Here is a 23,721-nt window from a genome sequence, read left to right as displayed (position 1 = left end):
TTCACGAATGCAGTCATGCGGGTATCCTTGCCGCGACGGCCAGTTCCGGCGGATGTTCGAAAGTCAGGCCGTTGCCGAAATAGACTTCCTTGACCTTGGGATGACTGCGGATTTCGTCTGCGTCCCCTTCCGCAATCAATTTGCCGCGGGCGAGCACGATGATGCGGTCGGCATGGGCGAAGACGACATCCATGCTGTGCTCGGTGAACAGCACGGCCATGCCGCGCTCGATCACCAGCCGCTTGGTCAAAGCCATCAATTCGTTGCGTTCGCGTGGCGCCATCCCGGCGGTCGGCTCGTCCATCAGCAGCAGCCTGGGATTGTTCGCCAGGGCCATGGCGAGCTCGACGCGCTTGATGTCGCCATAAGCCAGTTCGCTGCAAGCTCGGTCAGCCTGCGCGTCCATGCCGACCTGCTCGAGCAGCATCAGCGCCTCATCGCGATAACGGCTTGCGGCGGAACGCCACAGCGAAAAGATCTGCTGCTGATGGGACATCACCGCCATTTGCACGTTCTCGACGACCGTGAAGGATGCGAATGTGGCAGCGATCTGGAATGTGCGTCCGACGCCCAGGCGCCAGATCGCGCGTGGCTTCATTCCGACCAGCTCCTGCTCGGCCAGACGCACGGAGCCGCCCGAGGCGCGCAACTGGCCGTTGACCATATTGAAGGTGGTGGATTTTCCGGCGCCGTTCGGGCCGATCAGCGCCAGCAACTCGCCCGGACGAAGATCGAAGGTGATTCCATCGACGGCACGGACGCCGCCGAAGGCCATATGGAGATCGCGGACCTCGAGCAGCGCGCCACTCATGTCAGCTTCTCCCGTCGGACAACGCCCACGGCTGGACGATACAGCTGCCATAAGGTTTCGATCTGGCGCGAGATACCCGCCAGTCCCTCCGGGAAGGCGAGCACCAGAAACAGAATAATGCCGCCGAACAAGGCCCGCCAGTAATCCGTGGCGCGCATCACCCAGTCCTGCAGCACGCCGAACACCGCCGCACCGATCACAGGCCCCGTGAGTGACTGGATGCCGCCCAAGAGAACCATGACGAGCCCGTCGACCGATTTGCTGACCGAGATCACATCCGGCGAAACGCTGCCCTTGGAGAAGATGTAGAGCGTGCCGGCCAATCCCCCGAACACGCCGGCGATCGTGAAGGCCAGCCACTGCACGAGCTTCACATCGATACCGATGGCCTCGGCACGCAGCGATGAATCCCGTCCGGCCCTCATCGCATAACCGAACGGCGCAAAAACGAACCGCCGCAGCGCGTAGGCCGAGAGCCCGACCAGTATGAGGGTGAGGTAGTAGTAGCGCGTTCCGCTCAGCCACTCGGCCGGCCAGATGCCCACCATGCCGTTGGAGCCGCCGGTGACCGCATCCCATTGAAACACGACCGACCAGACGATCTGCGAGAAGGCGAGCGTGAGCATCGCGAGATAGACGCCCGACAGCCGGACGCAGAACCAGCCGAACAGCAAGGCGCCAAGACCAGCCACCAGGGGAGCGACCAGCATCGCGAGCGGCATGGGCATGAATGCCAGTTTGACCAGGATGGCAGCGCCGTAGGCGCCAAGGCCGTAATAGGCGGAATGTCCGAACGAATGCATCCCGCCCGGTCCCATCATGAAATGCAAACTGACCGCGAACAGCGCCGCGACCAGAATGTCCTGACCGAGCACCACCGCATAGGGTAGCGATTGATCGAGCATAGGCAACACCGCCATCAACAGGAAAACGCCGATGACCGTCATGCGAAACCAGTTGGAACCCGGCTTCAACGGTGCTTCGACCGGCGCCGAGTTACGACTGGTCGCTTGCGGTCGCCCCAACAGCCCCCACGGCCGGATCACAAGGACTACCGCCATGATCAGGAATTCGACCACCAGAGTGAGCTTGGAGAACGAGATCTCGATCCCCGCGAGATGAACCGTACCGATGCCGATACAAATCGCCTTCACCTCGGCGATCAGGAGCGACGCCAGAAAGGCACCGGGGATGGAGCCCATGCCGCCCACCACCACGACGACGAACGCATCACCGATCGTCGAGATATCGACGGTGAGACTCGCCGGCTGACGCGGAAGCTGGACCGCTCCGCCGAGTCCCGCCAGCATGCAGCCGAGTGCAAACACGCCGGTGAACAGCCACGCCTGATTGACGCCGAGCGCGCCCAGCATCTCGCGGTCGTGTGTTGCCGCACGCACCATGACGCCCCAGCGCGTCTTGGTCAGCAGCATCCAGAGCAGGCCGAAAATCGCAGGGCCGATCACGATCAGGAACAGATTGTAGCTCGGATAGGCACGACCGAAGAGCTGGATAGCGCCCTCCAGTCCTGGTGCACGACGACCGAGCAAATCCTCCGGCCCCCAGATCCATAGCGCGGCATCGTTAAAGACGAGCACCAGCGCGAATGTCGCGAGCAGCTGAAACAGCTCGGGCGCCTTGTAGATCCGACGCAGCAGCAGAATTTCCACCAGCGCGCCGAGCAGTCCGACAGCCAGTGCTGCGAGCACAAGCGCGCCCCAAAAGCCAACCGCTCGCCACGGCCCCACGCCGATACGTTCGATCAATGAATAGCTCACATACATGCCAAGCATGAAGAACGAGCCATGGGCAAAATTGACGATCCGGGTGACGCCAAAAATCAGCGACAGGCCGGTCGCTACCAGGAACAGGGACGACGCCCCGGCCAAGCCGTTCAATAGTTGAGCCAAGAGGGCAGACAGATCCATGGCAGTCTCGCTCGGGACAGATGTGGCATCCAAACGCGACCGGGCGCCCTCGACAGGAGGGCGCCCGGCATCAGGTTAGTCGGCAGGACGCAGCTTGCGCACTTCGTCGTCCGACGGCAGCAATTTTTCGCCCGGCGCGTAATGGTAGTCGACCATCACGCCCTTGCCGTCCTCGACGGCAAGCTTGCCGACATAGAGTCCCCAGGTCGCCTGGTGATCGATCTTGCGGAAGCTCGTCTTGCCGTCCGGCGTATCAAACTGGAGCCCTTCGAACGCCGCTACGAGCGAATCGCTGTCGGTCTTTCCGCCGGATGCCGCGACACCCGCCTCGATGGCCTTGATCGTGGAATAGCCGATGATCGAACCGAACCGCAGATTCTCCTTGCCGTACTTCTTCTGGTACTCGGTCAGGAATTCCTGATGGGCTGGCGTCTTGATGCTGTACCAGGGATAACCGGTCACCATCCAGTTCTTGGGGATCTCATCGCGCAGCGGTTCGAGATATTCAGGCTGACCGGTGATGATGCTGAACACCGGCATCTGGTCGCCGAGATACCCGCGCGTATTGCCCTCGCGGATGAACTGAGCGAGATCGGAGCCGAACAATGCGTTGAACGTGGCCTCGGGCTTGGCGTCGGAGAGCGCCTGGATCACGCTTCCAGCATCGATCTTGTTGAACGGCGGCGCCTGTTCGGCGATGAACTCGACGTCCGGCTGCTTCTCCTTCATCAACCTCTTGAAGGCTGATGCGGCCGACGTCCCGAATTCATAGTTCGGATAGATCAGTGCCCAGCGCTTCTTCTTCAATTTCACCGCTTCGTCGACCAGCGAAGAAACCAGCATATAGGTCGAGGAGTCGAGGCGGAATGTGTACTTGTTGCCGACGGCCCAGACGATGTTATCGCTCAGCGCCTCGGTGATCAGCATGAAGCGCTTCTTCTGCTTCGCATAGTCGGTCAATGCCGTACCGATATGCGCGTAGAAGGCGCCGGCAAGGATGTCGACCTTTTCGCGGGTGACCAGATCTTCTGCCTGGCGGATCGCTTCGCCCGGATTGGCATTGTCATCGCGGGTGATGAGCTCGAGCTTGCGCCCGGCCACACCGCCCTTGGCGTTGATCTGATCAATGGCGAGCATCATGCCCTTCTTGTAGCCGTCGGTGAAGACCGGCTGGGACTTGTAACTGTTGATCTCGCCAATCTTGATGGTGTCTTCGGCCCTGGCCGGGACCGAGGCTCCAATGGCAATCGTCGCCAGGCCAGACAGTAGGACGTGTCTAAAACTCACTTGCTTGGTCATGACTTACCTTCTCCGGTGGGTGATGCGATCGTGAAACGCTTGTGGTTGCTTGGAACAACGTGGTGGCGGCTCCCGACGATCGACCGTGCCGAACAGGCAAATGCCGATCTGGAGCATGCCGTCTGACTGGGCGCAGCTCAGGAAGCAGCGCTCAGGGCCGGGGATTTACCGAAGCGATCACGGCAGGTGCGAGCGTCGTATTGGTAGACCCACTCAGCCTTGATCCCGACCGCGTTGGGGTTCTTCGCCTGCTCGAGCTTGAATGCGAGGTCGCGCGCTTTCGATTCTTCGGGAGAAGACAAATGATATGTGCGGCCACGCTCACGTGCCTCGAGCTGAACACGCGTGGTGCGCGGACGGCGCTCGGCCTCATAGGCATCGAGCGCCGCGCCGAGATCGCCAGGGCCGAAATGGCTCAGTGCCTGCGCGAGAACATAGCCGTCTTCGACTGCCATGGCTGCGCCCTGCGACAGGAAAGGCAGCATCGGATGCGCGGCATCGCCGAGCAGCGTGGCATTACCGCGCGACCAGCGTTGCATCGGATCGCGATCGAACAGCCCCCACTTGTAGATCTGATCGGGATTGGTGAGCTCGAACAGACGGATCAGGTTGTCGTTCCAGCCCGCGAACCCATCGAGCAGTTCCTGCCGGCTGCTCTTGATGGTCCAGGACTCCTCGACCCAATCGTGATTCTCATTGACGGCAACGATGTTCACCATTGCGCCACCCTTGACGTAATAGGTCACCACGTGCCCCTTCGGTCCCATCCAGAAGGCAGACGTCGGCGTGACGAAAGGCAGTGGAAACTGTTCGACCGGAACCAGCGCGCGCCAGCACATATGGCCTGTGTAGCTGGCCGGCTCCTGTCCCCAGAGCGCAGCACGAACAGCCGAACGAACGCCATCCGCGCCGACCACCAGATCGGCCGCATATTCGCTGCCGTCGTCAAAGCAAGCGATTGTGCGCCCGGCCTGCTGACGCAGCCCAGTGCAGGACACACCGAACGTGACGCGCTCAGGTGCGATATCTTTCGCCAACATGGTGTGCAGGTCGGCGCGATGAACGTGGTAGAATTCGGCCCCGAAAACACGAGGACATACTTCACGGAGCGGCGTACGAAACAGCTCTTCGCCGCTCTGCCAATTCCAACCCACCATAGCCTCCGGCAGGAAGCCCGTTGCGATCAAATCCGGTCCTAGGCCGAGCGCTTCAAGCACCTTGACGGCGTTGGGCGTCATCTGCACGCCGGCACCCACTTGGCTCAAAGCCGAAGCGCGTTCGAACATGTGATAGTCGATACCGAGCCGGTCCAGACTGCGGGCCAGTGCCGCGCCGCCGATACCGCCGCCAATGATGGCTACTTGGAAATTATGTTTCATGTTGGCTCCGATCACAGGACGTCACGTGAATTAAAGGTCCAGCTCGAGTGTGGTCAGCCCGCGCGAGCAGCAGGCCATCATCGTGTTGGAAGACGCTCTCGCCGCGGGCGCAATCACTTGGTCGCGATGATCAACGCGCCCCGAGAGAACGCGGACTTCGCAAGCACCGCAGACGCCTTCCTCGCATGAGTAGGAGAGATCGATTCCGGCAGCGAGGCAGGCGCTGAGCACTGTCTCCTGTGCCCCGACATCGAGCGTGCGCCCCGAGCGCGCCAGACGAACGGTGAAGCTGCCCGCGGGGCCGGTATCCGCCGGCGCCACGGCAAAACGCTCGCGATGCACGAGGTCGATCGAACGCCGCTCAGTCAGTTCGTCGAAGGCATCGATCATGCGCGTCGGCCCGCAACAATACAGCGGCGCCTCCATGGGCGTATCCGCAAGGACATCGGCGAGACGTGGCGCTGGTCCACTGGTGTGATGAATCCGCACGCTACCGTCGGCGATGGCGGCAAGCTCGGCATGAAATAGGGTCGCTTCGGGGCTGCGCGTCCAATAGTGCAGCTGTACCGGCTGACCATCGGCGACAAGCTTGCGATACATCGAGACGATCGGCGTGATGCCGATGCCGCCAGCGAACAGATAACGTGTCGTCTCATTGGTAGCGCCGAGCGGGAAATGATTGCGCGGGATCGAACTCTGATAGATGTCCCCTGCGACCGACTGCCGATGCCAGGCACGCGAGCCCCCTCTTCCGTCGAACGCCTCCTGCACCGCGATCTCGTAGCAGTCCGAAGCTGGCTGCGGCCAAAGCAGCGAGTATTGCCGCATCAGTCCGGGCGCCACCTCGAGATCGAGGTGAGCGCCGGGCTCGAAAGCCGGCAGCGTCGCGCCGTCGAACGAAGCAAGCCGGTAGAGATTGATCCCCGGCGCTCCGTATCGCACTTCGACCAGCCGCAACCTCAAACCGAGGTCAGATGACGCCATAGGTGATGCCCTTGGCGCGCAGCCAGCTCCGGTAGCGTTGCCCCATCAGATCCGTTCGGTGATGCAACTCGTAGCGCAGCTCCGTTGGAATGCGCTCCGGTCGCTGCGACTCGACGATCTCGCGATCCTGATTGAAGACCACGTCCGCCCGATCACGCACGACTTTCGGATCGGGATGCGGATTCACGTTCATCGCTGCGCAAACGCGCGCGATAGTCGTTTTCTCATCGACCGGTTGGCAGACGAAGAAGGTGCCGAAGATATCGGACTTGTCGGAAACGATATTGCCCGACTTGTCCGCCTGCTGGGTTCGCTTCGAGAAGTAGGCCACCAGCGGACGGAACGTGTGATAGGTGTAGAACGCCATCAGCGGAATGCCGCGCGCATCGCCCCACGGCTGAAACACCTTTATTTCCGACGAGCAGAGGCCGGTATCGACCTCATACACGTCATAGGGCTCAAGCCGATCCGGATTGTCCATGACGCCGTTCAGGCCGGCATGGACGAACGGGAAGTGGCTGGCATCGATGAAGTTTTCGATCGAGCGAAAGCCATTGGCCGAATACATATAGGGGCCGCTATGGACCTTCAGAAAGCTCGGATCATCCCATTGCGGGAACACCGGTATGTCGGCCGTCGGCTCGCCGAGACACACCCACACGAAGCCATAGCGCTCGACTGCCTGATAGGGGAAGGCGCGCGCCTTTTTCATCGGCGTCTCGTCGGGAGCAGCAGGCATGAGGGTGCAGCGACCGCCGCCGTCATACTCCCAGCCGTGATAGGGGCAAACGACGCGATCGTTCTTGATCCAGCCTCTCGACAGCCGGGCGCCGCGATGAATGCAGAGGTCTTCCCAGGCATGGATATCGCCGTTTGCCGAGCGCCAGACGATCAAGTCGCGCTCGAGCAAGCGAACGGGATGGATTTTGTCGGAGGCGAAATCGGAGGAATAGCCGACGACATGCCAGTCGTTGAGCAAAACCGGATCCTGACAGCCATCCTGCGCGGTGATCGGCCGCTGGGCCGATAAGGTCGTGACGGACATTGATGCTCCTCAAGATTGGCCGCAGCTAGTTACATTAATTAGCCGGCCATATAATTGTTTGGTTGGCCGGCTATATAATTTCTGGTAGCAATCCTCGTGCCATCCCATGAAACGGCGGGAAACGGCATCGGCATCGACGCCTCAGGGGTCCACAATGCTATCTTTTCTATCTTCGCCACATCGGCTGCACCGATTTTGTGCGCCTTTGTGCTCGAATTGCTGCCACGGCATCGGATTCATGAGGAGGCCAGCATGAACCGCGTGTCCGGCCGGCGAGGCGTCTTGTCCGCTGAGCCACCGATCAAACGTCCTGGGCGGCCCGAAGGCGGCAAGGGAGCGATGCGCGAGGGCATAATGGATGCCGCCGAGGTCGTGTTTGCCAATCAGGGATATGCGGGCACCACGCTACGGGAGATTTCCGTGCTCGCCGGAGTGACACAGGCGCTGATCACTTACTACTTCGGCTCGAAGTTCGACCTCTTCAGCGAAACATTTCTTCGACGTGCGACGCCGATCGCAGATGCGCGGATCGAAAGCTTGGCGAGATTGCAGACCGATGGAAAGGCAACGGACGTCGTCGCCATCGTCGAAGCCTTCCTTCGGCCGGTCCTGGACCTCCGTGCGACCGAGCAAGGGCCCGCCTTCTTGCGGCTCCACGCCAGGCTGCATACCGAACCACCCAACCTCTCTTACGAGCTGCGCAAGACGGCTTATGACGAGTCCACGCATCTCTATATCGATGCGCTGCACAAGGCGTTGCCACATCTTTCACGGCTCGACGTGCATTGGCGGATGACGCTCATGATCGGCACTTATCTTTACGCTCTATCCGATACGAACCGCATGGAGGACATGGTGCCCGAGTCGTACGATCCGAAAGACGGCTCCAGATTGATGGCCGAGACTGTCGCCTTCATCACCGGCGGCATGTGCCGCGAGCCGACGAAGGCTGTTGGTATCCATAAAAAGAAGGCTGCGAGAAGCCGAGTTCATATTTAAACGAGAGGAAGAGTGATGGATCACGCCAGCTTCACTGAAATCTGCCTGCATCAGCTCAAGATGTCCGGGGTTCGCGAAGGCGAGCGTCTTGTCGTTCTGACTCAGGGTAGCGATCGCCTGTCATATGCCGACGCTTTCATGGCCGCGGGCCAGCGTCTCGGCGCCAGGATGTATCACATGCGCCTTCCCGCGCCGATGCCGACCGCGGGCTGGAACGTCGGCGTGACCGGCCTGGCCGCTCTGCCCGATGCAGTCGAAGCGCTGAAGAATTGCGACATGCTGATCGACTGCATTTTCCTGCTGTTCTCGCCCGAACAGTTTGCGATCCAAGCCGCCGGCACTCGCATCCTCACCGCAGTCGAGCCGCCGGCGTTGCTTGCCCGAATGCTCCCCTATCCGGAATTGCGCGAGAAGGTCGAAATTGCCGCTGGCCTTCTCGACAAGGCGAAGATGATGCGCATCACGTCGCCTAGCGGTACCGACGTGACCTACAAGCTAAATACTTACAATACGATAGCGGAATACGCCTGCAACGACACGCCCGGCCGTTGGGATCATTGGCCCTCGGGCTTCGTCTTCACCGGCGGAGACGATGACGGGGTCGATGGCCAGATTGTAGTCGCGACCGGCGATATCCTGCTTCCGCAGAACATCATGGTTCGTGAACCGATCACCTACACCATCGAGAAGGGCTGGGTCACCGACATCCGTGGCGGGCTCGAGGCCGAAATCGTCAAAGCCTATATGGCTTCGTTCAACGACAAGCGCGGCTTCGGCATGAGCCACGTCGGCTGGGGTATGAACCCGCAAGCCAGGTGGCACAACTTCGTGCCGGGCGAATTCCCCGGCGGAATGGGAATGGAGCCGCGCAGCTTCTATGGCAACGTCATGTTCTCGACAGGCCCGAATAGCGAGCTGGGCGGCCCCAACGACACCGCCTGCCACCTGGACATTCCGATGCGCAATTGCTCGTTGTTGCTCGACGGCGAGCCCGTCGTGATCAATGGTGACGTGGTCGTGAAGGAGATCCAAATGAGCCGTTAAGCGATCGCGGGCGCCTGTGCGACGCAACCGGTTTGTCTGGCGTATTGCGTGCATCGATCGGCGCGCTTTTAAACCGGAGCCGACGTGCGTTGCCCGCTGTTTCTACAGAGGCTTCGGTTGAATTCCCGACGGAGCTGGCGCCTCAACCGAGTTGGCCGTACACAAACTTCACATGCTGTCGAGTTCTTTCTCGACGACCCACGCCGTGATTGCTGCGCAAAGACAGCGCTTGCACTGTGCGGCGCGCACGCAATTCCGAAGAACACTGGCGCCTTTCGCGGCCAGCAGTGGGTAAATACACGAGGGAAAGTGCTTCTCTATATGGGCACTGGGAGCAACACTAGGAAGTAGTGGCATATCCTTTGCTTGCACTCGTTGGATGCTTCAACCGCCAACCGAATGGAACGCGACATGCGCTCGCCAAACTGGTCATCGTGGAAGCTCAATGTTTCACGGGTGCTTGAATGGTCCTACGGCCATCTTATCGCAGCCGAGTACGACGCGAGCCATCCTCAATCCGAAGGCGGCGCGCGAAACACGTATCAAGCGATTTGGTCGCCTGAGAATGAATCCTCTGCCTCCCCTTCGCATCGCGAGAACGACTAGGGCCGCGGGCCACCAAGTCGAATTGACGGCGGCTTCCCCCCGGGACGCGTTCGCGTGACTATTCTCGCCTCAGACGTGCTAACCTGATCACCCGAGTGGCAGACTGCCCCTGTCACGTGATCGCGCAGCGAAGGGCCGCTCCCGATGCAATCGCGACCGCATCAACTTCGTGCGAAACACTCTCGGCCTGCCGGCGAGCACGCCCGTGATGTTGAACGAAGCACCGGTAGTCGCTACTAGTAACATGACAGCCGCCGTCAATTTGTCCGAAAATTCGTCGACGGGCTTGCATGAGCTCAGTTCTAATAAAAACGCAGCCGGTTTCGACACCGACTGCGCTTGCGCAACGTGGATGGCGAGACGGCGGGTGGTTGCCCGGTGGCCTCCCAAGGACGTGCACGCATAGATCGCCCTAGACTACTTCTGTCTTCAAGACCAATTTCTGTGCAGATCGTCGCTGCTGCACACGAGATTTGGATGCACGCATACAGAGTTCGAAGCGCTGCCTCATCTAACATGATCTGGACCAAGCTAAGATTGAGAACGATACGCCTGGATGGCGGTTTTGCGCCAACAGCGGACATCGATTGTTCCTGCGTGCCCCGTGATCTATGAGCTCACAATCAATGTCTGGGCGACCGCTAGAAAGACCTACGCGGCTTCGTCGCGCGATTGGTAGAGCTTGTAAAGCATGCGTTGCCCGATACGCCGGAACGGCGAGAACGGATGCGTCGGCAGCGGCGACGTGAAGATCGGTAGGTCCTGCCCCTTGAAGTTCTTGCCCGCGATCATCTCGGCCATGCGACGGCCGGCCTGCGCCGAATAAGACACGCCATTGCCACCGTAGCCCAGCGCATAGAACAGAGTTTGCGAAGGATCGGGCCGGAAGATACGCGGCATCATGTCGTGACTGACATCGACCCAGCCCCACCAGGAATAGTCGATCTGGATTCCCTTGAGCGCCGGGAACTTGCGGTGCAGCCCGTCGATCAGGAGCTGCAGATGCCGCGGATTTGCAGCGTCCGCGCCGGTGATGGCGCTGCGGCTACCGATTTGCACGCGGTTGTCGGGCAGCCGGCGATAATAGAAGCGCAGCGTGCGGGTGTCGGTGATGACTTCGGTGGTCTTGAAGCCGGTCGCCTCCAGCTCTGCTTCGCTAAGCGGCCGCGTCACAATCGAGTTGGACATAATCGGCATGCAGCGGCCACGCAGCATCGACGTCAGGCCGAGCGACGTATAGGCGCCGGTGGCGATGCCAACCGCGCGGGCGCGCACGGTGCCGCTGGGCGTGCGCAGATGATGCACACCATTGCGCGTCGTGATCTCCAGCACCGGACTGCCGGGATGCACCTTGGAGCCGAGTTCGCGCGCCATGCGCAGATAGCCGAAAGCGAGTTTGGCAGGATGGACGCCAGTACCCAGCGGCTCATGTACAGCGCCGACACATTCTGCCTCGTTCACATAGTCACGGCGTACGTCCTCGGCGGACAGCACGCGTGTCTTGTAGCCGAACACCTTGTTCTGGACTTTCGACTCGGCTGCGATCTTCTCGAACATCCGCTGGCGATGCGCGAGATAGAGGTGGCCGCCGCGCTGCGGTTCACAATCGATATTTCCGGTCTTGATCAGATCCTCGAAGGTCTCGAAGCCGTCCTGGATTTCCGCGTGCAGCCGCAGCGCCACATCGCGGCCCCAGCGCGCGATCCACTGTGAACGCGACAGCCGGCCCGACGCGTTCTGGCCCTGCCCGCCATTGCGTGTGCTGCAGCCCCAGGCGACGCGATTGGCTTCCAGCACCACGGCCTTGATGCCGAATTCGCGCGCCAGAAAAATCGCGCAAGCCAGCCCGGTATAGCCCGAACCGACAATCGCGACGTCGGCATCGATGTCGCCATTGATCGGGCCGTCGTCGTCTGGCGGTGTTCCTGCCGTGGCGGCCCAATAAGTCGGGGCGTAGTCGCGGTGGGTACCGGGACCGGGGGACACCAGCGGATCGTAATGCTGATCGTAAGGCGCAATCGACATCGGCGCGACCTCCTTCACGACGCGATCACGACTTCGCCGGCAGCGGCGGGCGATCCTTGCGGAACGCACTCTTGCGCGAGAGCTTGTCGCCCTTGAAGGTGAATAGGTCGCAGCCTTCGACTTCGATGCGGGCACCATTCGCCGCTGTGCCGCGGAAAATCCATTCAGATAGGCCGCGGTCGCCGAACACGCTGTGCGATGTACAGGTCCAGCTCGCATCCGGCATACCGCCCCAGACCTTCTCGAACGCCGCCTTCACGTCGGAGGTGCCGATAATGCGGTTGCCATACATCTCCGACCCGACGGCGGTATCGAACACGATATCGTCGGTCATGCAGGCCATCACGCCATCGGCGTCGTGACGATTGAACGCCTCGAATAGCGTAACGAGAAGCTGGTGGCGCTGGGTCTGCTGCTCGGACATTGCAAGACTCTCTCGATCATTTCAACAACGGCCGGCACGGTGGCCAGCCATGGCCGCGAAATTGCCAGCGGCCGTGCCGCGCGATTAGGGCCAGTTGCGGCGAAGCACCCGTCCAGAGCCGAGCGGTTCACGCCGGCGATCTGGCCCAAAGATTGACGCGGGCTGGCCCTCCCCGGGCTGACGGATGTCGCCATGGTGGCGGCATGACGAAGCGACGGACCGACGCGACATGCATGACCTGACGATCGCGATCGGCGATCTCGGTGCCGCGCTAACGCCAAAACTGGTTTTGCTGTCGATTGCCTCGATCTTCGTCGCCGCGGTGCTGCGCGGCTTTACCGGCTTTGGTTTTGCCCTTGCCGCTGTGCCGCTGCTCGGCTTGTTCATGATACCGACCGAGGCCGTGCCAGTGGCGATCGGATTGCAACTCGCTGGCAGCCTGCTTGATTTCCGCAAGGCATCGCAGAGCTGCGACTGGCCGTCGCTGCGCTGGCTGATGATCGGCGCACTGATCGGATCGCCGCTGGGAACCCTGATCCTGACGGAAATCCCGGCGGCGATCTCGCGTCTGATTATCAGTTCGGTCACGCTGCTGGCGGTGTTCGCGCTGGGCCGCGGCTTCGCGTTGCCCGTGATCCCGCCACGCCCTGTGACGTCGATCGCCGGTTTCTTCTCCGGCCTGTTCAACGGGCTCGCCGCGATGCCCGGACCGCCAGTGATCGCTTACTATATGTCGGTTCCGCTGCCACGCCTGGCAACGCGCGCGTCGCTGATGGTGTTCTTCCTGATGACCTCGATCACGGCAACGATCACTTTCGTCAGCGTGGGCTTGTTGAACGCTCACACCATCGGCCTGTCGTTGCTCGGCCTGCCGGTGATGTGGCTCGGCACCAGACTCGGCGAAATCGCATTCCGGCGCGGCAACGACGCGATGCATCGCCAAGTCTCGATCATCAGCCTCGGCGCGATTGCCCTCGTCAGCGCCGTCAAGGGCGTGAGCGAGCTGACCTGAGCCGCGTCAGCTCATGCGTGCGATGATGCGACCGAGACGTTCAATGCCCGGTTCGATCCGGTCATTGCGGATCGACGAGAAGCCAAGCCGGAAGCAATTGGCATGGGTACCTCTCGTCATCGAGAATACGTCGCCCGGCTCGATCACCACGCCTTCTGCCAACGCGGCCGTGGCAAGTTCGGTGGCATCGCAGGCCGCCGGACATGTCACCCAATAGCTGGTGCTGCCGACGCCGCGCACGAAATCGCAACCGGTGAGATGCTTGGGCAGCAACTGATCGAGAATGCGTGCGCGCTCCAGTAGCACGCGTGAGACGCGCTGCAGATGCGAGCGGTAATGGCCAAGGCCGATGAACAGCGCCGCAACGCGCTGGTTGTTGAGCGGTGGATGCCGCAGCATTAGGCGCCGCAGCGCGCGCAATTCACGGATCACCGGCGCTGGTGCGGCGACATAGCCGAGCCGTAGGCCGGGCGCGAGCGCCTTAGACAGGCTGCCGACATAAAGCACGCGGTCGTTGCGATCGAGGCTCATTAGCGGCGGCAGTGCCGGCCCCTCCGAGATCAGCTCGCTCTCATAATCGTCCTCGATCAGGATGATGTCGCGCTCCTGAGCCTTGCGCAGTACGTCGAGACGGCGCTGCTCGGGCATCGCCACCGTGGTCGGGCATTGATGACCTGCGGTGACGTAAGCGAGATCGCAGCTCTCGAAGTTCGTATCGGGCACCATGCCCTCGCCGTCGATTGCGAGCGGCACGATATTGTCGGTCTGCATACCGAAAATGTTGCGGGCGTCGGGATAGCCGGGATCTTCCATGCCGACCCGGGTGCCCTGCTTCACGAACAATCGGGCGATCAGATACAGCGCATGCTGGGCGCCGATGGTCATCATGATCTCGTCGGGCCGCGCGCGAACGCCGCGACGCGGCAACACCTGCAGCCGGAGCTGCTCGATCAGCGCCGGATCGTCCTCGTCGATCAGATCGCGGGCCCAGTTGTTGATTTCGGGCACGCTAAGTGCGGCGCGCGCACTTTCGCGCCAGTCATTAGTCGGAAACAGACTTGGATCGAACTGCCCGAAGATGAAGGGATACGGATAGTCCTGCCAGTTGAGCGGCTTGACGATGTTCCGGTTGGTCGACGGCCGCACTGCGAAGCGCCCGGCCCAGCGCGCGGCGCCGGCCTCGTCGGGCGCCGCGCGGACGTCGCGCTGGGTGCCGAGATCCCTGGGGAGGCCGGCCACGAAGAAGCCGCTGCGTTCGCGCGAAATGAGGAAATTCTGGTCGACCAGCTGCTCGTAGGCAATCACGACGGTATTACGCGACACTTCGAGCAGTGTGGCCAGTTCGCGGCTCGACGGCATGCGCACACCAAGCGCCAGACGGCCTTCTTCGATGGCGGTACAGATCAACTGGCGGATCTGGAGCTGCAGGAAGGGACCGCGCCGGTCCAGCCCCTGGAACAGCGATCCCCAGAACAGCGCATCCCCAATGCCAGACGCTGCAGGACGCCCGTCTGCACGGGCGGCTTTCACTGAACCTCCGGGATTACCCATCACGCCCTCCACACTCATCCCGAAACCAAAGCCGCACCCATCTTCGGGCCTAACAGGATGCTAAGCAAAAGCCGCGCCAAGGTGGACCGTCGGCACCGCGGGACTGGCCCCATTCGTGCATCCGATCTGGCGCTGGCTCGGAGCGATGCGAGGCCTCACGCTTCGATGACGGAATTTTGAGGGTGGTCCATTGAGCCAGGATACGATTGTTTTTTCGGCCCGCAAGATCGTGACCATGAATCCGTCACGGCCATCGGCAACGCATGTCGCAGTGCGGGACGGCCGGATCGTCGCAGTCGGCAGCTTCGACGAGATCGTCGCTACCAGCGGCGCCAAGGTCGACGACCATTTCAAGGACAAGGTGCTGCTGCCCGGCTTCGTTGAAGGCCACAGCCACATCATGGAAGGCATGATGTGGTCGCTGCCTTATGTCGGCGCCTTCGACCGCCGCTCGCCCGAAGGCAAACTCGTCCAGGGCCTGCCGGATATCGATGCCATCGTCGCGCGGCTGCAGGAAGCCGAGGCAGCGATGACAGATCCCGAGGCACCGCTATTCGCCTGGGGCTTCGATCCCCTGCATATCGGCAGCGTGTCCCTCACGCGGCAGGATCTCGACCGCGTATCGACCACGCGGCCGATCATGGTCGTGCATGCATCGTTCCACATCAGCAACGTCAACACTATCGTGCTGCAGCGCGCCGAGCTCGATCGCACCACCAATATTTCCGGCGTGGTGATGGGCAAGGACGGCGAACCATCCGGCGAAGTCCAGGGCATTGCCGCTCGCTTTCGCGTGTTCCGCGTGCTCGGCACCAATCCACTGTCTGGCAATCTCACAGCCGATGACGTCAACCGCTACGCGGCATCGTCGTGCATTCAGGGCGTGACTACCATCACCGACCTGCACAACGATCTTGCTGACCTGACCATCGAGGTCTATCGCGCCGCAAGTTGGCGCGATGATTTCTCGGTGCGCCTGGTCCCGGCCATGGCCTCGGTGTCGCACAGCCCGGAACAGGGCGTCGAGAAGATCAAGACACTGAAGGCGTCGAACAACGACAAGCTTCACTACGGCATCGTCAAGCTGGTGGTCGACGGCTCGATTCAGGGCTTTACCGCGCGGCTGCGCTGGCCGGGCTATCACAACGGCGCGCCCAACGGGTTGTGGTACATCGCGCCGGAAGAACTGCCGTCCATCGTCGCAGCTTACCACAATGCGGGCATCCAGCTGCACATCCACACCAATGGCGACGAAGCCACCGAAGTGGCGCTCGATGCCGTCGAGGCCGCGCAGATCGCAAAGCCGCGGCCCGATCACCGCCATACGCTGCAGCATTGCCAGATGGCGGATGCTGCGCAGTTCAAGCGCATGAAATCGCTCGGCATGTGTGTCAACTTGTTTTCCAATCACGTCTATTACTGGGGTGACTCGCATTATGAGCTGACCATGGGTCCGGAACGCGCCAACAGACTCGACGCCACCGGTACCGCGCTGCGCGTCGGCGTTCCCTTCGCAATCCATTCCGACGCCCCGGTGACGCCGCTGAGCCCGCTGTTCACCGCCTGGTGTGCCGTCAACCGCGTGTCGTCGAGCGGACGTATGCTCGGCAAGGAGACCGAAGCGCTGACCGTCGAACAGGCGCTTGCCGCGATCACGATCAACGCTGCCTATACGCTGAAGCTCGATCACATCGTCGGCAGCATCGAGGCCGGCAAATATGCGGACTTCGCGGTACTTGATGAAGATCCATTTGAAGTCGCGCCGGAGAAGCTCAAGGATATTGCCATCTGGGGCACCGTGGTCGGCGGCCACGTGCGGGAGGCGCCACGGGCATGACGGCAGCGTCATCAGCGAAAATTCCCGTGACGGTGGTCGGCGGCTTTCTCGGCGCCGGCAAGACGACCTATCTCAATCACCTCCTTCGCACCGGCTCTGCCCGCTATGCCGTTCTGGTCAACGACTTCGGTGCCGTGAATATCGATGCCGGCCTGATCGCGCAGCACGACGGCACCACCATGACGCTGACCAATGGCTGCGTCTGCTGCAGCATCGGCGGCGGCTTTCTGGATACGCTGGGCCGGATTCTCGACGACGCAATCCCGTTCGATCACATCATCATCGAAGCGTCGGGCGTCGGTGATCCCTGGCGCATCGCCGAGATCGCACTGGTGGAGCCGAGCCTGCGCCTGAATGCCGTGATCGTGCTCGCGGATGCATCCCGCATTTCAAAACTGCTGATCGACAGTCGCGTCGGCGACACCGTGCGCGGCCAGTTCGATCGCTGCAGTCTCGTGCTGCTCAACAAGGTAGACCTGCTAAACCGCACCGCCGTCGATGCGGCCCGTGCCACGGTCGCGGCGCTGCGTCCGGACATCCAGATCATCGAGACGACAGAACATACGCTGCCGGTCCTGCCGGACGGCGAGGTCAAGGCGACATCGCGCTTCGCCGCAACCGCGGTGGACGACCGCGCCGATCATGAAAGCGCATTCCGCCGATGGTCGTATCGGCGCAGCGGCACGTTCGATCGTGGCCAGCTTACAGCAGCACTAGCCGCATTGCCGCCGCAGCTTTTGCGCCTCAAAGGACCATGCCGGATCGCCGGTGATGCGTCGCCAGCGCTGCTGCAGATGGTCGGGCAAGACTGGGCGCTGACACCTGCTCCCGCCGATATGACGGCTCAAAACGACATCATGCTGGTCGGCGTCGGCACCGACGCCCTGCCCGATGCCGGCGCGCTTGATGCCATTCTCGATGGCGCGCTGATCCAGGTTTCACAAACACACCCGACAACGGCGGACCTCAACCGTCGGCACGCTGCATTCACCCTCTGAGAGAAGGACCGACAAGATGTCTTCGATCTGGTCACGACGACCCCGTTCGCTGAAAGCATCTCTTCTGACCTGCGCTCTGGGCCTTGCCCTCGTCGCAACCGCCATCGCGCCAAGCGTCAAGCCGGCACTTGCCGCCGACGGCGGCACGCTGGTGATCGCCTCGACGCAGGTGCCACGCCACTTCAACGGCGCCGTGCAGTCCGGCCTCGCCACCGCGATGCCGTCCACGCAAATCTTCGCCAGTCCGCTGCGCTATGACGACAACTGGAATCCGCAGCCTTATCTCGCAAAGTCGTGGGAGGTCGCGCCGGACGGCCTCTCGGTGACGCTGAAGCTGGTCGACAATGCCCTGTTCCACGACGGCAAGCCGGTCACGTCCGAAGACGTCGCCTTTTCAATCATGACCATCAAGGCGAACCATCCCTTTCAGAGCATGCTGGCCGCTGTCGATAAGGTCGATACGCCCGACCCGCTCACCGCTATCATCCGCCTGAAGCATCCGCACCCGGCGCTGCTTTTGGCGATGTCGCCTGCACTGATGCCGATCCTGCCGAAACACGTCTATGGCGACGGCCAGGACATCAAGGCGCATCCCGCCAATCTGAAGCCGGTAGGCTCAGGCCCCTATCGCCTCACCGAATACAAGCAGGGCGAATATTACACGCTGGAGAAGTTCGACAAGTTCTTCATCACCGGCAGGCCAAAGCTCGACAAGATCGTCGTCAAGCTGGTATCGGATTCCAATGCCGCTGTGGTCTCGCTTGAGCGCAGCGACGTCAACGTGCTGCCGTTCGTCTCAAACACCCGCGACATCGAGCGCATCGAGAAGATGCCGAACGTCACCATCACCGACAAGGGCTTTGCCGGCGTCGGCCCGATCAACTGGCTCGCCTTCAACACCAAGAAGAAGCCGCTCGATGACGTGCGCGTGCGCCAAGCCATCGCCTTTGCCGCCAACCGCGAATTCATCACCGGCAAGCTGATGGGCGGCAAGGCGAAGACCGCCACCAGCCCGATCGCCCCGGGATCGCTGCTGCTGGAGCCCGGCATCGAGATGTACAAGCTCGATCTCGCGAAGTCGGCGAAGCTACTCGACGACGCCGGCTATCCGAAGGCTGCCGACGGCACGCGCATGAGCCTCACCATCGACTACATCCCCGGTGACGAGGAACAGCAGCGCAATGTCGCCGAATATCTGCGCTCACAGCTCAAGCGCGTCGGCATCAATCTGGAAGTCCGTGCCGCTCCGGACTTCCCGACCTGGGCGCAGCGGGTCTCGAATTGGGATTTTGACCTGACGATGGACAACGTGTTCAACTGGGGCGATCCGGTGATCGGCGTCAACCGCACGTACCTTTCGAGCAACATCCGCAAGGGCATCATCTGGTCGAACACCCAGCAATACAGCAACCCGAAGGTCGACGAACTGCTCGCCGCAGGCGCGCAGGAGACGTCGCCCGAGAAGCGCAAGGCATTGTATTCGGAATTCCAGAAGATCGTCGTTAACGACGTGCCGATCTATTTCATCAACGGAGCGCCGTATCGCAACGCCTTCAGCAAGGGCCTCGGCGGTCTGCCGACGTCGATCTGGGGCATGATGTCGCCGCTCGACGAGCTTTATTGGGAAGTGCCGCCGAAGACCTGATGGTCTTCGGCTCACTCTGACGGTCCAGCACCATGAACCTCGCTCTTCACATTCTGCGTCAGGTGGCCAATGCAGTTGGCCTCCTTATCGCCGTGCTGGTCCTCAATTTCTGCCTGATCCATGCTGCGCCCGGCGATCCCGCTCTAGTGATCGCGGGCGAGATGGGCGGTGCGTCGGCCGACGTCATCGCTGCACTGCGGGTCAAATACGGCCTCGACAAGAGCCTGCTCGAACAGCTCTTCACCTATCTCGGCAGCGTCGCCACCGGCGACTTCGGCTATTCCTATTATTTCAATGCCCCCGTGACCGGCCTGATCGCCCAGCGCATTCCGGCGACGCTGTATCTGGTGCTGTCGGCGCTGGCGATCTCGGTGGTGATCGGCACGCTGCTCGGCGTCGTCAGCGCCCGCAAGCCGAACGGGCTGTTCAGCCAGGGCGTCACCATCATCTCGCTTGCGGGCTATGCCGCGCCGGTGTTCTGGACCGGGCTGATGTTGCTGCTGCTGTTCGGATCGGTGTGGCCGATCCTGCCGGTGACGGGCATGACCGACGTCGCGCGGCCCAAGGTCGGCTTCGCGCATGTCGTGGATATATTGCAGCATCTCGTGCTGCCCGCGACCACGCTCGCACTCGTCTTCATCGCGCAATATAGCCGGCTCGCCCGTGTCAACATGATCGATGCGCTGACGGCTGACTACGTGCGCACCGCCCGCGCCAAGGGCCTGCCAGAATTTATCGTGATCGGCAAACATGCGCTGCGCAACACGCTGATCCCGATTGTCACTGTCGCCGGGCTGCAATTCGGCCATCTGTTCGCGGGCGCCGTGCTGGTCGAGACGGTGTTCAGCTGGCCCGGCATGGGACGGCTGGTGTTCGAATCCATTCTGCGCCGAGATTATCCGACCCTGCTCGCCGTGCTGTTCTTCTCGGCAGTCTTGGTCATGGCCGCCAATATCATCACCGATCTGGTCTATCGCCTGGTCGATCCGCGCATCCGTTCGGGGGCCCGATGACCACAATCGAATCCACCGCCATCAAGCCCGATAGGACCGCGCTGCCCGTGAGCGCCGCGGCGTCGCCCACGATGGCCGCGCTGCGCCAGTTTGCCCGCAGCCCGGCGGGCGTCGTCGGCGCGGTTGTGCTGCTGTTTCTGATGCTCGCCACCCTGTTCGGGCCGTCGATCTACGGCGTCGATCCGCTCGACATTGCCGGCGCGCCCTTCACGCCGCCGGATGCGGACACCTGGCTCGGCACCGACTATCTTGGCCGCGATATCCTGGCAGGGCTGCTGCAAGGCGGCCGTGCCACGCTGACTGTCGGAGGCGTGGCCGCGATCATCACCATCGTGATCGGCGTCACCATCGGTTCGCTGGCCGGCTTCTTCGGCGGCCCCATCGACACGGCACTGACCAAGATCACCGAGTTCTTCCAGATCCTGCCACCGCTGCTGTTTGCCATGGTACTGGTCACTCTGTTCGGGCAGACGCTGACCACCGTGACCATCGCGATTGGCGTGGTGAGCTGGCCGTCTGCCGCGCGCCTGACCCGCGCGGAGTTCCTGCGCTTGCGCAATCTCGATTTCGTCAAGGCATCGCGCGCCGCCGGCGCGGGCAATGGTCACCTCATCCTGCGCGTCGTGCTGCCCAATGCGCTGCCGCCGATCATCGTCTCAGCGACGCTCGCGATCGGCGTGGCCATCCTGTTCGAAGGCGGATTGAGTTTCCTCGGCCTCGGCGATCCCAACACCATGAGCTGGGGCCTTATGCTTGGGCAGAACCGCAATTATGTGCTCAATGCCTGGTGGACCGTGGCGTTTCCCGGTGCTGCAATCTTCATCGCGGTGCTCGCCATCAGCCTGATCGGCGACGGCGTCAATGACGCCATCAATCCGCGCCTGCGGAAGCGAGGCTGAGCGATGCCCCCCGTTCTCTCCGTCAAGGATCTCAGCGTCTCGATGAACGGCACCAAGGGCATGGTGCCGGTGCTTGAGCATCTGTCATTCGACGTCGCGCAAGGCAAGACCATGGCGCTGGTCGGCGAGTCCGGCTGCGGCAAAAGCATGACCGCGCTCGCGATCATGCAGCTATTGCCCGAAGACTTTCGCGTCACCTCCGGCAGCATTCTGCTGGATGGCGTCGAGGTTTTATCGGCATCACCCAAGGAGTTGCGCAGCCTGCGCGGCGACAAGATGTCGATGATCTTCCAGGAGCCGATGACGGCGCTCAACCCGCTCTACACGGTCGGTGACCAGATCGGCGAGGTGCTGCGTCAGCACCGCGGACTGAGCCGCCGCGATGCCCATGCGCAAGCGATACAGTTTCTCAAGGCGGTGCAGATCCCCGCGGCTGACAAACGCGTCGATGCCTATCCGCATCAATTGTCCGGCGGCATGCGGCAACGTGTGATGATCGCCATGGGGCTGGCCTGCAAGCCGAAGCTTCTGATCGCAGACGAGCCGACCACCGCGCTCGACGTCACCGTGCAGGCGCAGATCTTCGACCTGCTCAGCGAATTGCAGGACGACACCGACACGGCCATCGTGCTGATCACCCATGATCTCGGCGCCGTCGCCGAACTCGCCGACGATGTCGCCGTGCTCTATGCCGGCCGCTGCATCGAACAGGGCGCCGCACACGAGATCATCGCCCGTGCGCGGCATCCCTATACGCGCGGGCTGATGGCCTGTGTGCCACATCTGCAGCTCGGCCGCATGAGCAACCATGCCTCGGCCGAGCTCGACGAAATCCCAGGTATGGTGCCGCCGCTCGGCGCACGCGGGCCGGACTGCGCTTTCCTGCCGCGCTGTGCCTTTGCCGGCGCGATCTGTCGCGCACAGCCGCAGCCGCCGTTCGATCGCATCGATGCCGGTGCCGCCGTATCGTGCTGGCGTCATCAGGAGATCACACCGTGAGCGATGGCTTGAATATATCTGCGCCCGCAGACGTCCTGCTCGACGTCAACGATCTCGTGGTGCACTTCCCGGCCGGACGCCGCGGCATGTTCGGTCCACCCTCGAAGGTCCACGCGGTCGACGGCGTGAGTTTTCGCGTCCGCCGCGGCACCACCTTCGGCATCGTCGGCGAAAGCGGCTCCGGCAAATCGACCACTGCGCAGGCGGTGATGCGGCTGATCCCGATGACCTCCGGCCAGATCGTGTTCGGCGGCGAGAACATCGCAGACTTCCGCGGCGAGAAACTGCGGCTGGCGCGCAGCAAATTCCAGATCGTGTTCCAGGATCCGTTCTCGGCACTGGATCCGCGGCGCCGCGCGGGCGATCTGATCCGCGAACCGCTCGACCTGCTCGGCATCGGCTCGCCACGCGAGCGCGAGGTCCGGGTCAAACAGCTTCTGGAGGAAGTCGGCCTGCCGCCGCAGGCGGCTGATCTGTTTCCGCATCAGTTTTCCGGCGGCCAGCGCCAGCGTCTGTGCATTGCACGTGCGATGGCGCCAGAACCCGACCTGATCGTCTGCGACGAAGCGGTGTCGGCACTCGACGTCGCTATCCAGGCGCAGATCCTGAACCTGCTGAAGAAGCTACAGCGCGAGCGCGGCCTGACCTATATCTTCATCTCGCACGATCTCGGCGTGATCCAGCATTTCTGCGACGAGATTGCGGTGATGTATCTCGGACGCATCGTCGAACAGGCGCCGGCGCAGGTGTTCTTCTCGGCACCCTTGCATCCCTATAGCTGGTCGCTGATATCAGCCGCCGCACCGCCCGGCCCGCTGCGCGACCGGCTGAAGAAGGACTATCTGGTCAAGGGCGATCCACCGAGTCCGGTGGATCCACCGCCCGGCTGCCGCTTCGCGCAGCGCTGCCCGTTCGTGGTGGAGCGGTGCCGTGACGAATTGCCGATCCTTCAGGTCGAGGCCGAGGAACACTTCATCGCCTGCCATCGGACCGGCGAGATCGCCCCTCCGGATTTTGCATCCCTGTGAGCCGTCGCTGTGGGGCGTCCGCATTGCGCCAATTGCTGTCACTCATATGTTCGTCGACGCTTGCAGCATGGCGCGCCTATTGCGCTGTCCCCATCCAAATCGGGCGAACCGTCCGATTTGGTACTAGGCGCAACTGGCCGACGCTTTCCAGATCACACCACGCTCACCCTGGCCTGAGACATAGCTCCCGACATT

The 23,721-nt window shown here is 62.1% G+C and carries 19 protein-coding genes; 10 read left to right on the top strand and 9 right to left on the bottom strand.

Annotation, left to right across the window (positions count from 1 at the left end; genetic code table 11):
• Positions 1-13 precede the first annotated feature (13 nt).
• The 6 genes from AC1DUY_RS22555 to AC1DUY_RS22530 all read right to left on the bottom strand — a co-directional run bounded on the left by AC1DUY_RS22555 (position 14) and on the right by AC1DUY_RS22530 (position 7,446).
• Entirely contained in the window at positions 14-811 is a 798-nt protein-coding gene (locus AC1DUY_RS22555) for an ABC transporter ATP-binding protein (protein ID WP_441230006.1), read from the bottom strand.
• Positions 808-2,739 carry an ABC transporter permease gene (locus AC1DUY_RS22550; RefSeq protein WP_441230007.1) on the bottom strand — a complete coding sequence of 644 codons (1,932 nt, stop codon included), beginning with the start codon at positions 2,737-2,739 and terminating at the stop codon, positions 808-810. The genes AC1DUY_RS22555 and AC1DUY_RS22550 overlap by 4 nt, the downstream gene beginning before the upstream one ends.
• A 75-nt stretch (positions 2,740-2,814) precedes the next feature.
• Positions 2,815-4,038, bottom strand: coding sequence for an ABC transporter substrate-binding protein (locus tag AC1DUY_RS22545; RefSeq protein WP_441230008.1), 1,224 nt, complete (start codon positions 4,036-4,038; stop codon positions 2,815-2,817).
• Positions 4,039-4,175: 137 nt separating this feature from the next.
• Positions 4,176-5,417, bottom strand: a complete 1,242-nt coding sequence (locus AC1DUY_RS22540; protein WP_092149707.1) for an FAD-dependent monooxygenase — start codon at positions 5,415-5,417, stop codon at positions 4,176-4,178.
• Positions 5,418-5,447: 30 nt separating this feature from the next.
• Positions 5,448-6,401 (bottom strand): PDR/VanB family oxidoreductase, encoded by a 954-nt coding sequence (locus tag AC1DUY_RS22535; protein ID WP_441230009.1) that lies wholly within the window; start codon positions 6,399-6,401, stop codon positions 5,448-5,450.
• Positions 6,388-7,446 carry a Rieske 2Fe-2S domain-containing protein gene (locus AC1DUY_RS22530; protein ID WP_478117224.1) on the bottom strand — a complete coding sequence of 353 codons (1,059 nt, stop codon included), beginning with the start codon at positions 7,444-7,446 and terminating at the stop codon, positions 6,388-6,390. The genes AC1DUY_RS22535 and AC1DUY_RS22530 overlap by 14 nt, the downstream gene beginning before the upstream one ends.
• A gap of 96 nt (positions 7,447-7,542) precedes the next feature.
• Between AC1DUY_RS22530 and AC1DUY_RS22525 the strand changes: the two genes are divergently transcribed.
• Both AC1DUY_RS22525 and AC1DUY_RS22520 read left to right on the top strand, forming a co-directional pair.
• Positions 7,543-8,445, top strand: a complete 903-nt coding sequence (locus AC1DUY_RS22525) for a TetR/AcrR family transcriptional regulator (protein ID WP_478117222.1) — start codon at positions 7,543-7,545, stop codon at positions 8,443-8,445.
• A gap of 15 nt (positions 8,446-8,460) precedes the next feature.
• Positions 8,461-9,489 (top strand): 2,5-dihydroxypyridine 5,6-dioxygenase NicX family protein, encoded by a 1,029-nt coding sequence (locus AC1DUY_RS22520; protein WP_441230012.1) that lies wholly within the window; start codon positions 8,461-8,463, stop codon positions 9,487-9,489.
• A gap of 1,257 nt (positions 9,490-10,746) precedes the next feature.
• Here the strand turns inward: AC1DUY_RS22520 and AC1DUY_RS22515 are convergent.
• Entirely contained in the window at positions 10,747-12,120 is a 1,374-nt protein-coding gene (locus tag AC1DUY_RS22515; RefSeq protein ID WP_478117219.1) for an NAD(P)/FAD-dependent oxidoreductase, read from the bottom strand.
• A 25-nt stretch (positions 12,121-12,145) separates the two neighbouring features.
• Positions 12,146-12,544 (bottom strand): nuclear transport factor 2 family protein, encoded by a 399-nt coding sequence (locus tag AC1DUY_RS22510; RefSeq protein WP_478117217.1) that lies wholly within the window; start codon positions 12,542-12,544, stop codon positions 12,146-12,148.
• A gap of 229 nt (positions 12,545-12,773) precedes the next feature.
• On the opposite strand from AC1DUY_RS22510, the gene AC1DUY_RS22505 reads away from it, so the two are divergent.
• Positions 12,774-13,556, top strand: coding sequence for a sulfite exporter TauE/SafE family protein (locus AC1DUY_RS22505; protein ID WP_478117215.1), 783 nt, complete (start codon positions 12,774-12,776; stop codon positions 13,554-13,556).
• 6 nt (positions 13,557-13,562) lie between these two features.
• Here the strand turns inward: AC1DUY_RS22505 and pdxR are convergent, their stop codons facing one another.
• A complete protein-coding gene (gene pdxR, locus AC1DUY_RS22500; protein WP_478117213.1) occupies positions 13,563-15,107 on the bottom strand; it encodes a MocR-like pyridoxine biosynthesis transcription factor PdxR in 1,545 nt (514 codons plus the stop codon).
• A 235-nt stretch (positions 15,108-15,342) separates the two neighbouring features.
• Between pdxR and AC1DUY_RS22495 the strand changes: the two genes are divergently transcribed.
• From AC1DUY_RS22495 to AC1DUY_RS22465, 7 genes are read left to right on the top strand one after another with little or no spacing between them, the layout of a single operon-like run.
• Complete coding sequence (locus AC1DUY_RS22495) at positions 15,343-16,944, top strand: amidohydrolase (protein ID WP_478117211.1); 1,602 nt, start codon at positions 15,343-15,345, stop codon at positions 16,942-16,944.
• The gene (locus tag AC1DUY_RS22490) at positions 16,941-17,942 is read left to right on the top strand and encodes a CobW family GTP-binding protein (protein WP_184514216.1); all 1,002 of its coding nucleotides are present in this window, start codon (positions 16,941-16,943) and stop codon (positions 17,940-17,942) included. Before AC1DUY_RS22495 ends, AC1DUY_RS22490 begins: the two co-directional genes overlap by 4 nt.
• A gap of 16 nt (positions 17,943-17,958) precedes the next feature.
• Entirely contained in the window at positions 17,959-19,587 is a 1,629-nt protein-coding gene (locus AC1DUY_RS22485) for an ABC transporter substrate-binding protein (RefSeq protein ID WP_478117209.1), read from the top strand.
• Between the two features lie 32 nt (positions 19,588-19,619).
• Entirely contained in the window at positions 19,620-20,600 is a 981-nt protein-coding gene (locus tag AC1DUY_RS22480) for an ABC transporter permease (protein ID WP_175366953.1), read from the top strand.
• Positions 20,597-21,499 (top strand): ABC transporter permease, encoded by a 903-nt coding sequence (locus tag AC1DUY_RS22475; RefSeq protein ID WP_089266329.1) that lies wholly within the window; start codon positions 20,597-20,599, stop codon positions 21,497-21,499. The genes AC1DUY_RS22480 and AC1DUY_RS22475 overlap by 4 nt, the downstream gene beginning before the upstream one ends.
• Before the next feature lie 3 nt (positions 21,500-21,502).
• Positions 21,503-22,498 carry an ABC transporter ATP-binding protein gene (locus AC1DUY_RS22470; protein ID WP_478117206.1) on the top strand — a complete coding sequence of 332 codons (996 nt, stop codon included), beginning with the start codon at positions 21,503-21,505 and terminating at the stop codon, positions 22,496-22,498.
• Complete coding sequence (locus tag AC1DUY_RS22465; protein ID WP_231077851.1) at positions 22,495-23,526, top strand: ABC transporter ATP-binding protein; 1,032 nt, start codon at positions 22,495-22,497, stop codon at positions 23,524-23,526. Before AC1DUY_RS22470 ends, AC1DUY_RS22465 begins: the two co-directional genes overlap by 4 nt.
• The last annotated feature ends 195 nt before the right edge of the window (positions 23,527-23,721 follow it).

The sequence above is a fragment of the Tardiphaga sp. P4_G1 genome (assembly GCF_056401215.1).
Note: the sequence above shows the minus strand (reverse complement) of the source record. Positions and strands in the feature narration are given on the sequence as shown.

What these genes read in the sequence shown, in the direction of transcription:
- AC1DUY_RS22555 (WP_441230006.1), bottom strand. Translation starts at nt 811, where the DNA reads ATGAGTGGCGCGCTGCTCGAGGTCCGCGATCTCCATATGGCCTTCGGC.
- AC1DUY_RS22550 (WP_441230007.1), bottom strand. Translation starts at nt 2,739, where the DNA reads ATGGATCTGTCTGCCCTCTTGGCTCAACTATTGAACGGCTTGGCCGGG.
- AC1DUY_RS22545 (WP_441230008.1), bottom strand. Translation starts at nt 4,038, where the DNA reads ATGACCAAGCAAGTGAGTTTTAGACACGTCCTACTGTCTGGCCTGGCG.
- AC1DUY_RS22540 (WP_092149707.1), bottom strand. Translation starts at nt 5,417, where the DNA reads ATGAAACATAATTTCCAAGTAGCCATCATTGGCGGCGGTATCGGCGGC.
- AC1DUY_RS22535 (WP_441230009.1), bottom strand. Translation starts at nt 6,401, where the DNA reads ATGGCGTCATCTGACCTCGGTTTGAGGTTGCGGCTGGTCGAAGTGCGA.
- AC1DUY_RS22530 (WP_478117224.1), bottom strand. Translation starts at nt 7,446, where the DNA reads ATGTCCGTCACGACCTTATCGGCCCAGCGGCCGATCACCGCGCAGGAT.
- AC1DUY_RS22520 (WP_441230012.1), top strand. Translation starts at nt 8,461, where the DNA reads ATGGATCACGCCAGCTTCACTGAAATCTGCCTGCATCAGCTCAAGATG.
- AC1DUY_RS22515 (WP_478117219.1), bottom strand. Translation starts at nt 12,120, where the DNA reads ATGTCGATTGCGCCTTACGATCAGCATTACGATCCGCTGGTGTCCCCC.
- AC1DUY_RS22510 (WP_478117217.1), bottom strand. Translation starts at nt 12,544, where the DNA reads ATGTCCGAGCAGCAGACCCAGCGCCACCAGCTTCTCGTTACGCTATTC.
- AC1DUY_RS22505 (WP_478117215.1), top strand. Translation starts at nt 12,774, where the DNA reads ATGCATGACCTGACGATCGCGATCGGCGATCTCGGTGCCGCGCTAACG.
- pdxR (WP_478117213.1), bottom strand. Translation starts at nt 15,107, where the DNA reads ATGGGTAATCCCGGAGGTTCAGTGAAAGCCGCCCGTGCAGACGGGCGT.
- AC1DUY_RS22495 (WP_478117211.1), top strand. Translation starts at nt 15,343, where the DNA reads ATGAATCCGTCACGGCCATCGGCAACGCATGTCGCAGTGCGGGACGGC.
- AC1DUY_RS22490 (WP_184514216.1), top strand. Translation starts at nt 16,941, where the DNA reads ATGACGGCAGCGTCATCAGCGAAAATTCCCGTGACGGTGGTCGGCGGC.
- AC1DUY_RS22485 (WP_478117209.1), top strand. Translation starts at nt 17,959, where the DNA reads ATGTCTTCGATCTGGTCACGACGACCCCGTTCGCTGAAAGCATCTCTT.
- AC1DUY_RS22480 (WP_175366953.1), top strand. Translation starts at nt 19,620, where the DNA reads ATGAACCTCGCTCTTCACATTCTGCGTCAGGTGGCCAATGCAGTTGGC.
- AC1DUY_RS22475 (WP_089266329.1), top strand. Translation starts at nt 20,597, where the DNA reads ATGACCACAATCGAATCCACCGCCATCAAGCCCGATAGGACCGCGCTG.
- AC1DUY_RS22470 (WP_478117206.1), top strand. Translation starts at nt 21,503, where the DNA reads ATGCCCCCCGTTCTCTCCGTCAAGGATCTCAGCGTCTCGATGAACGGC.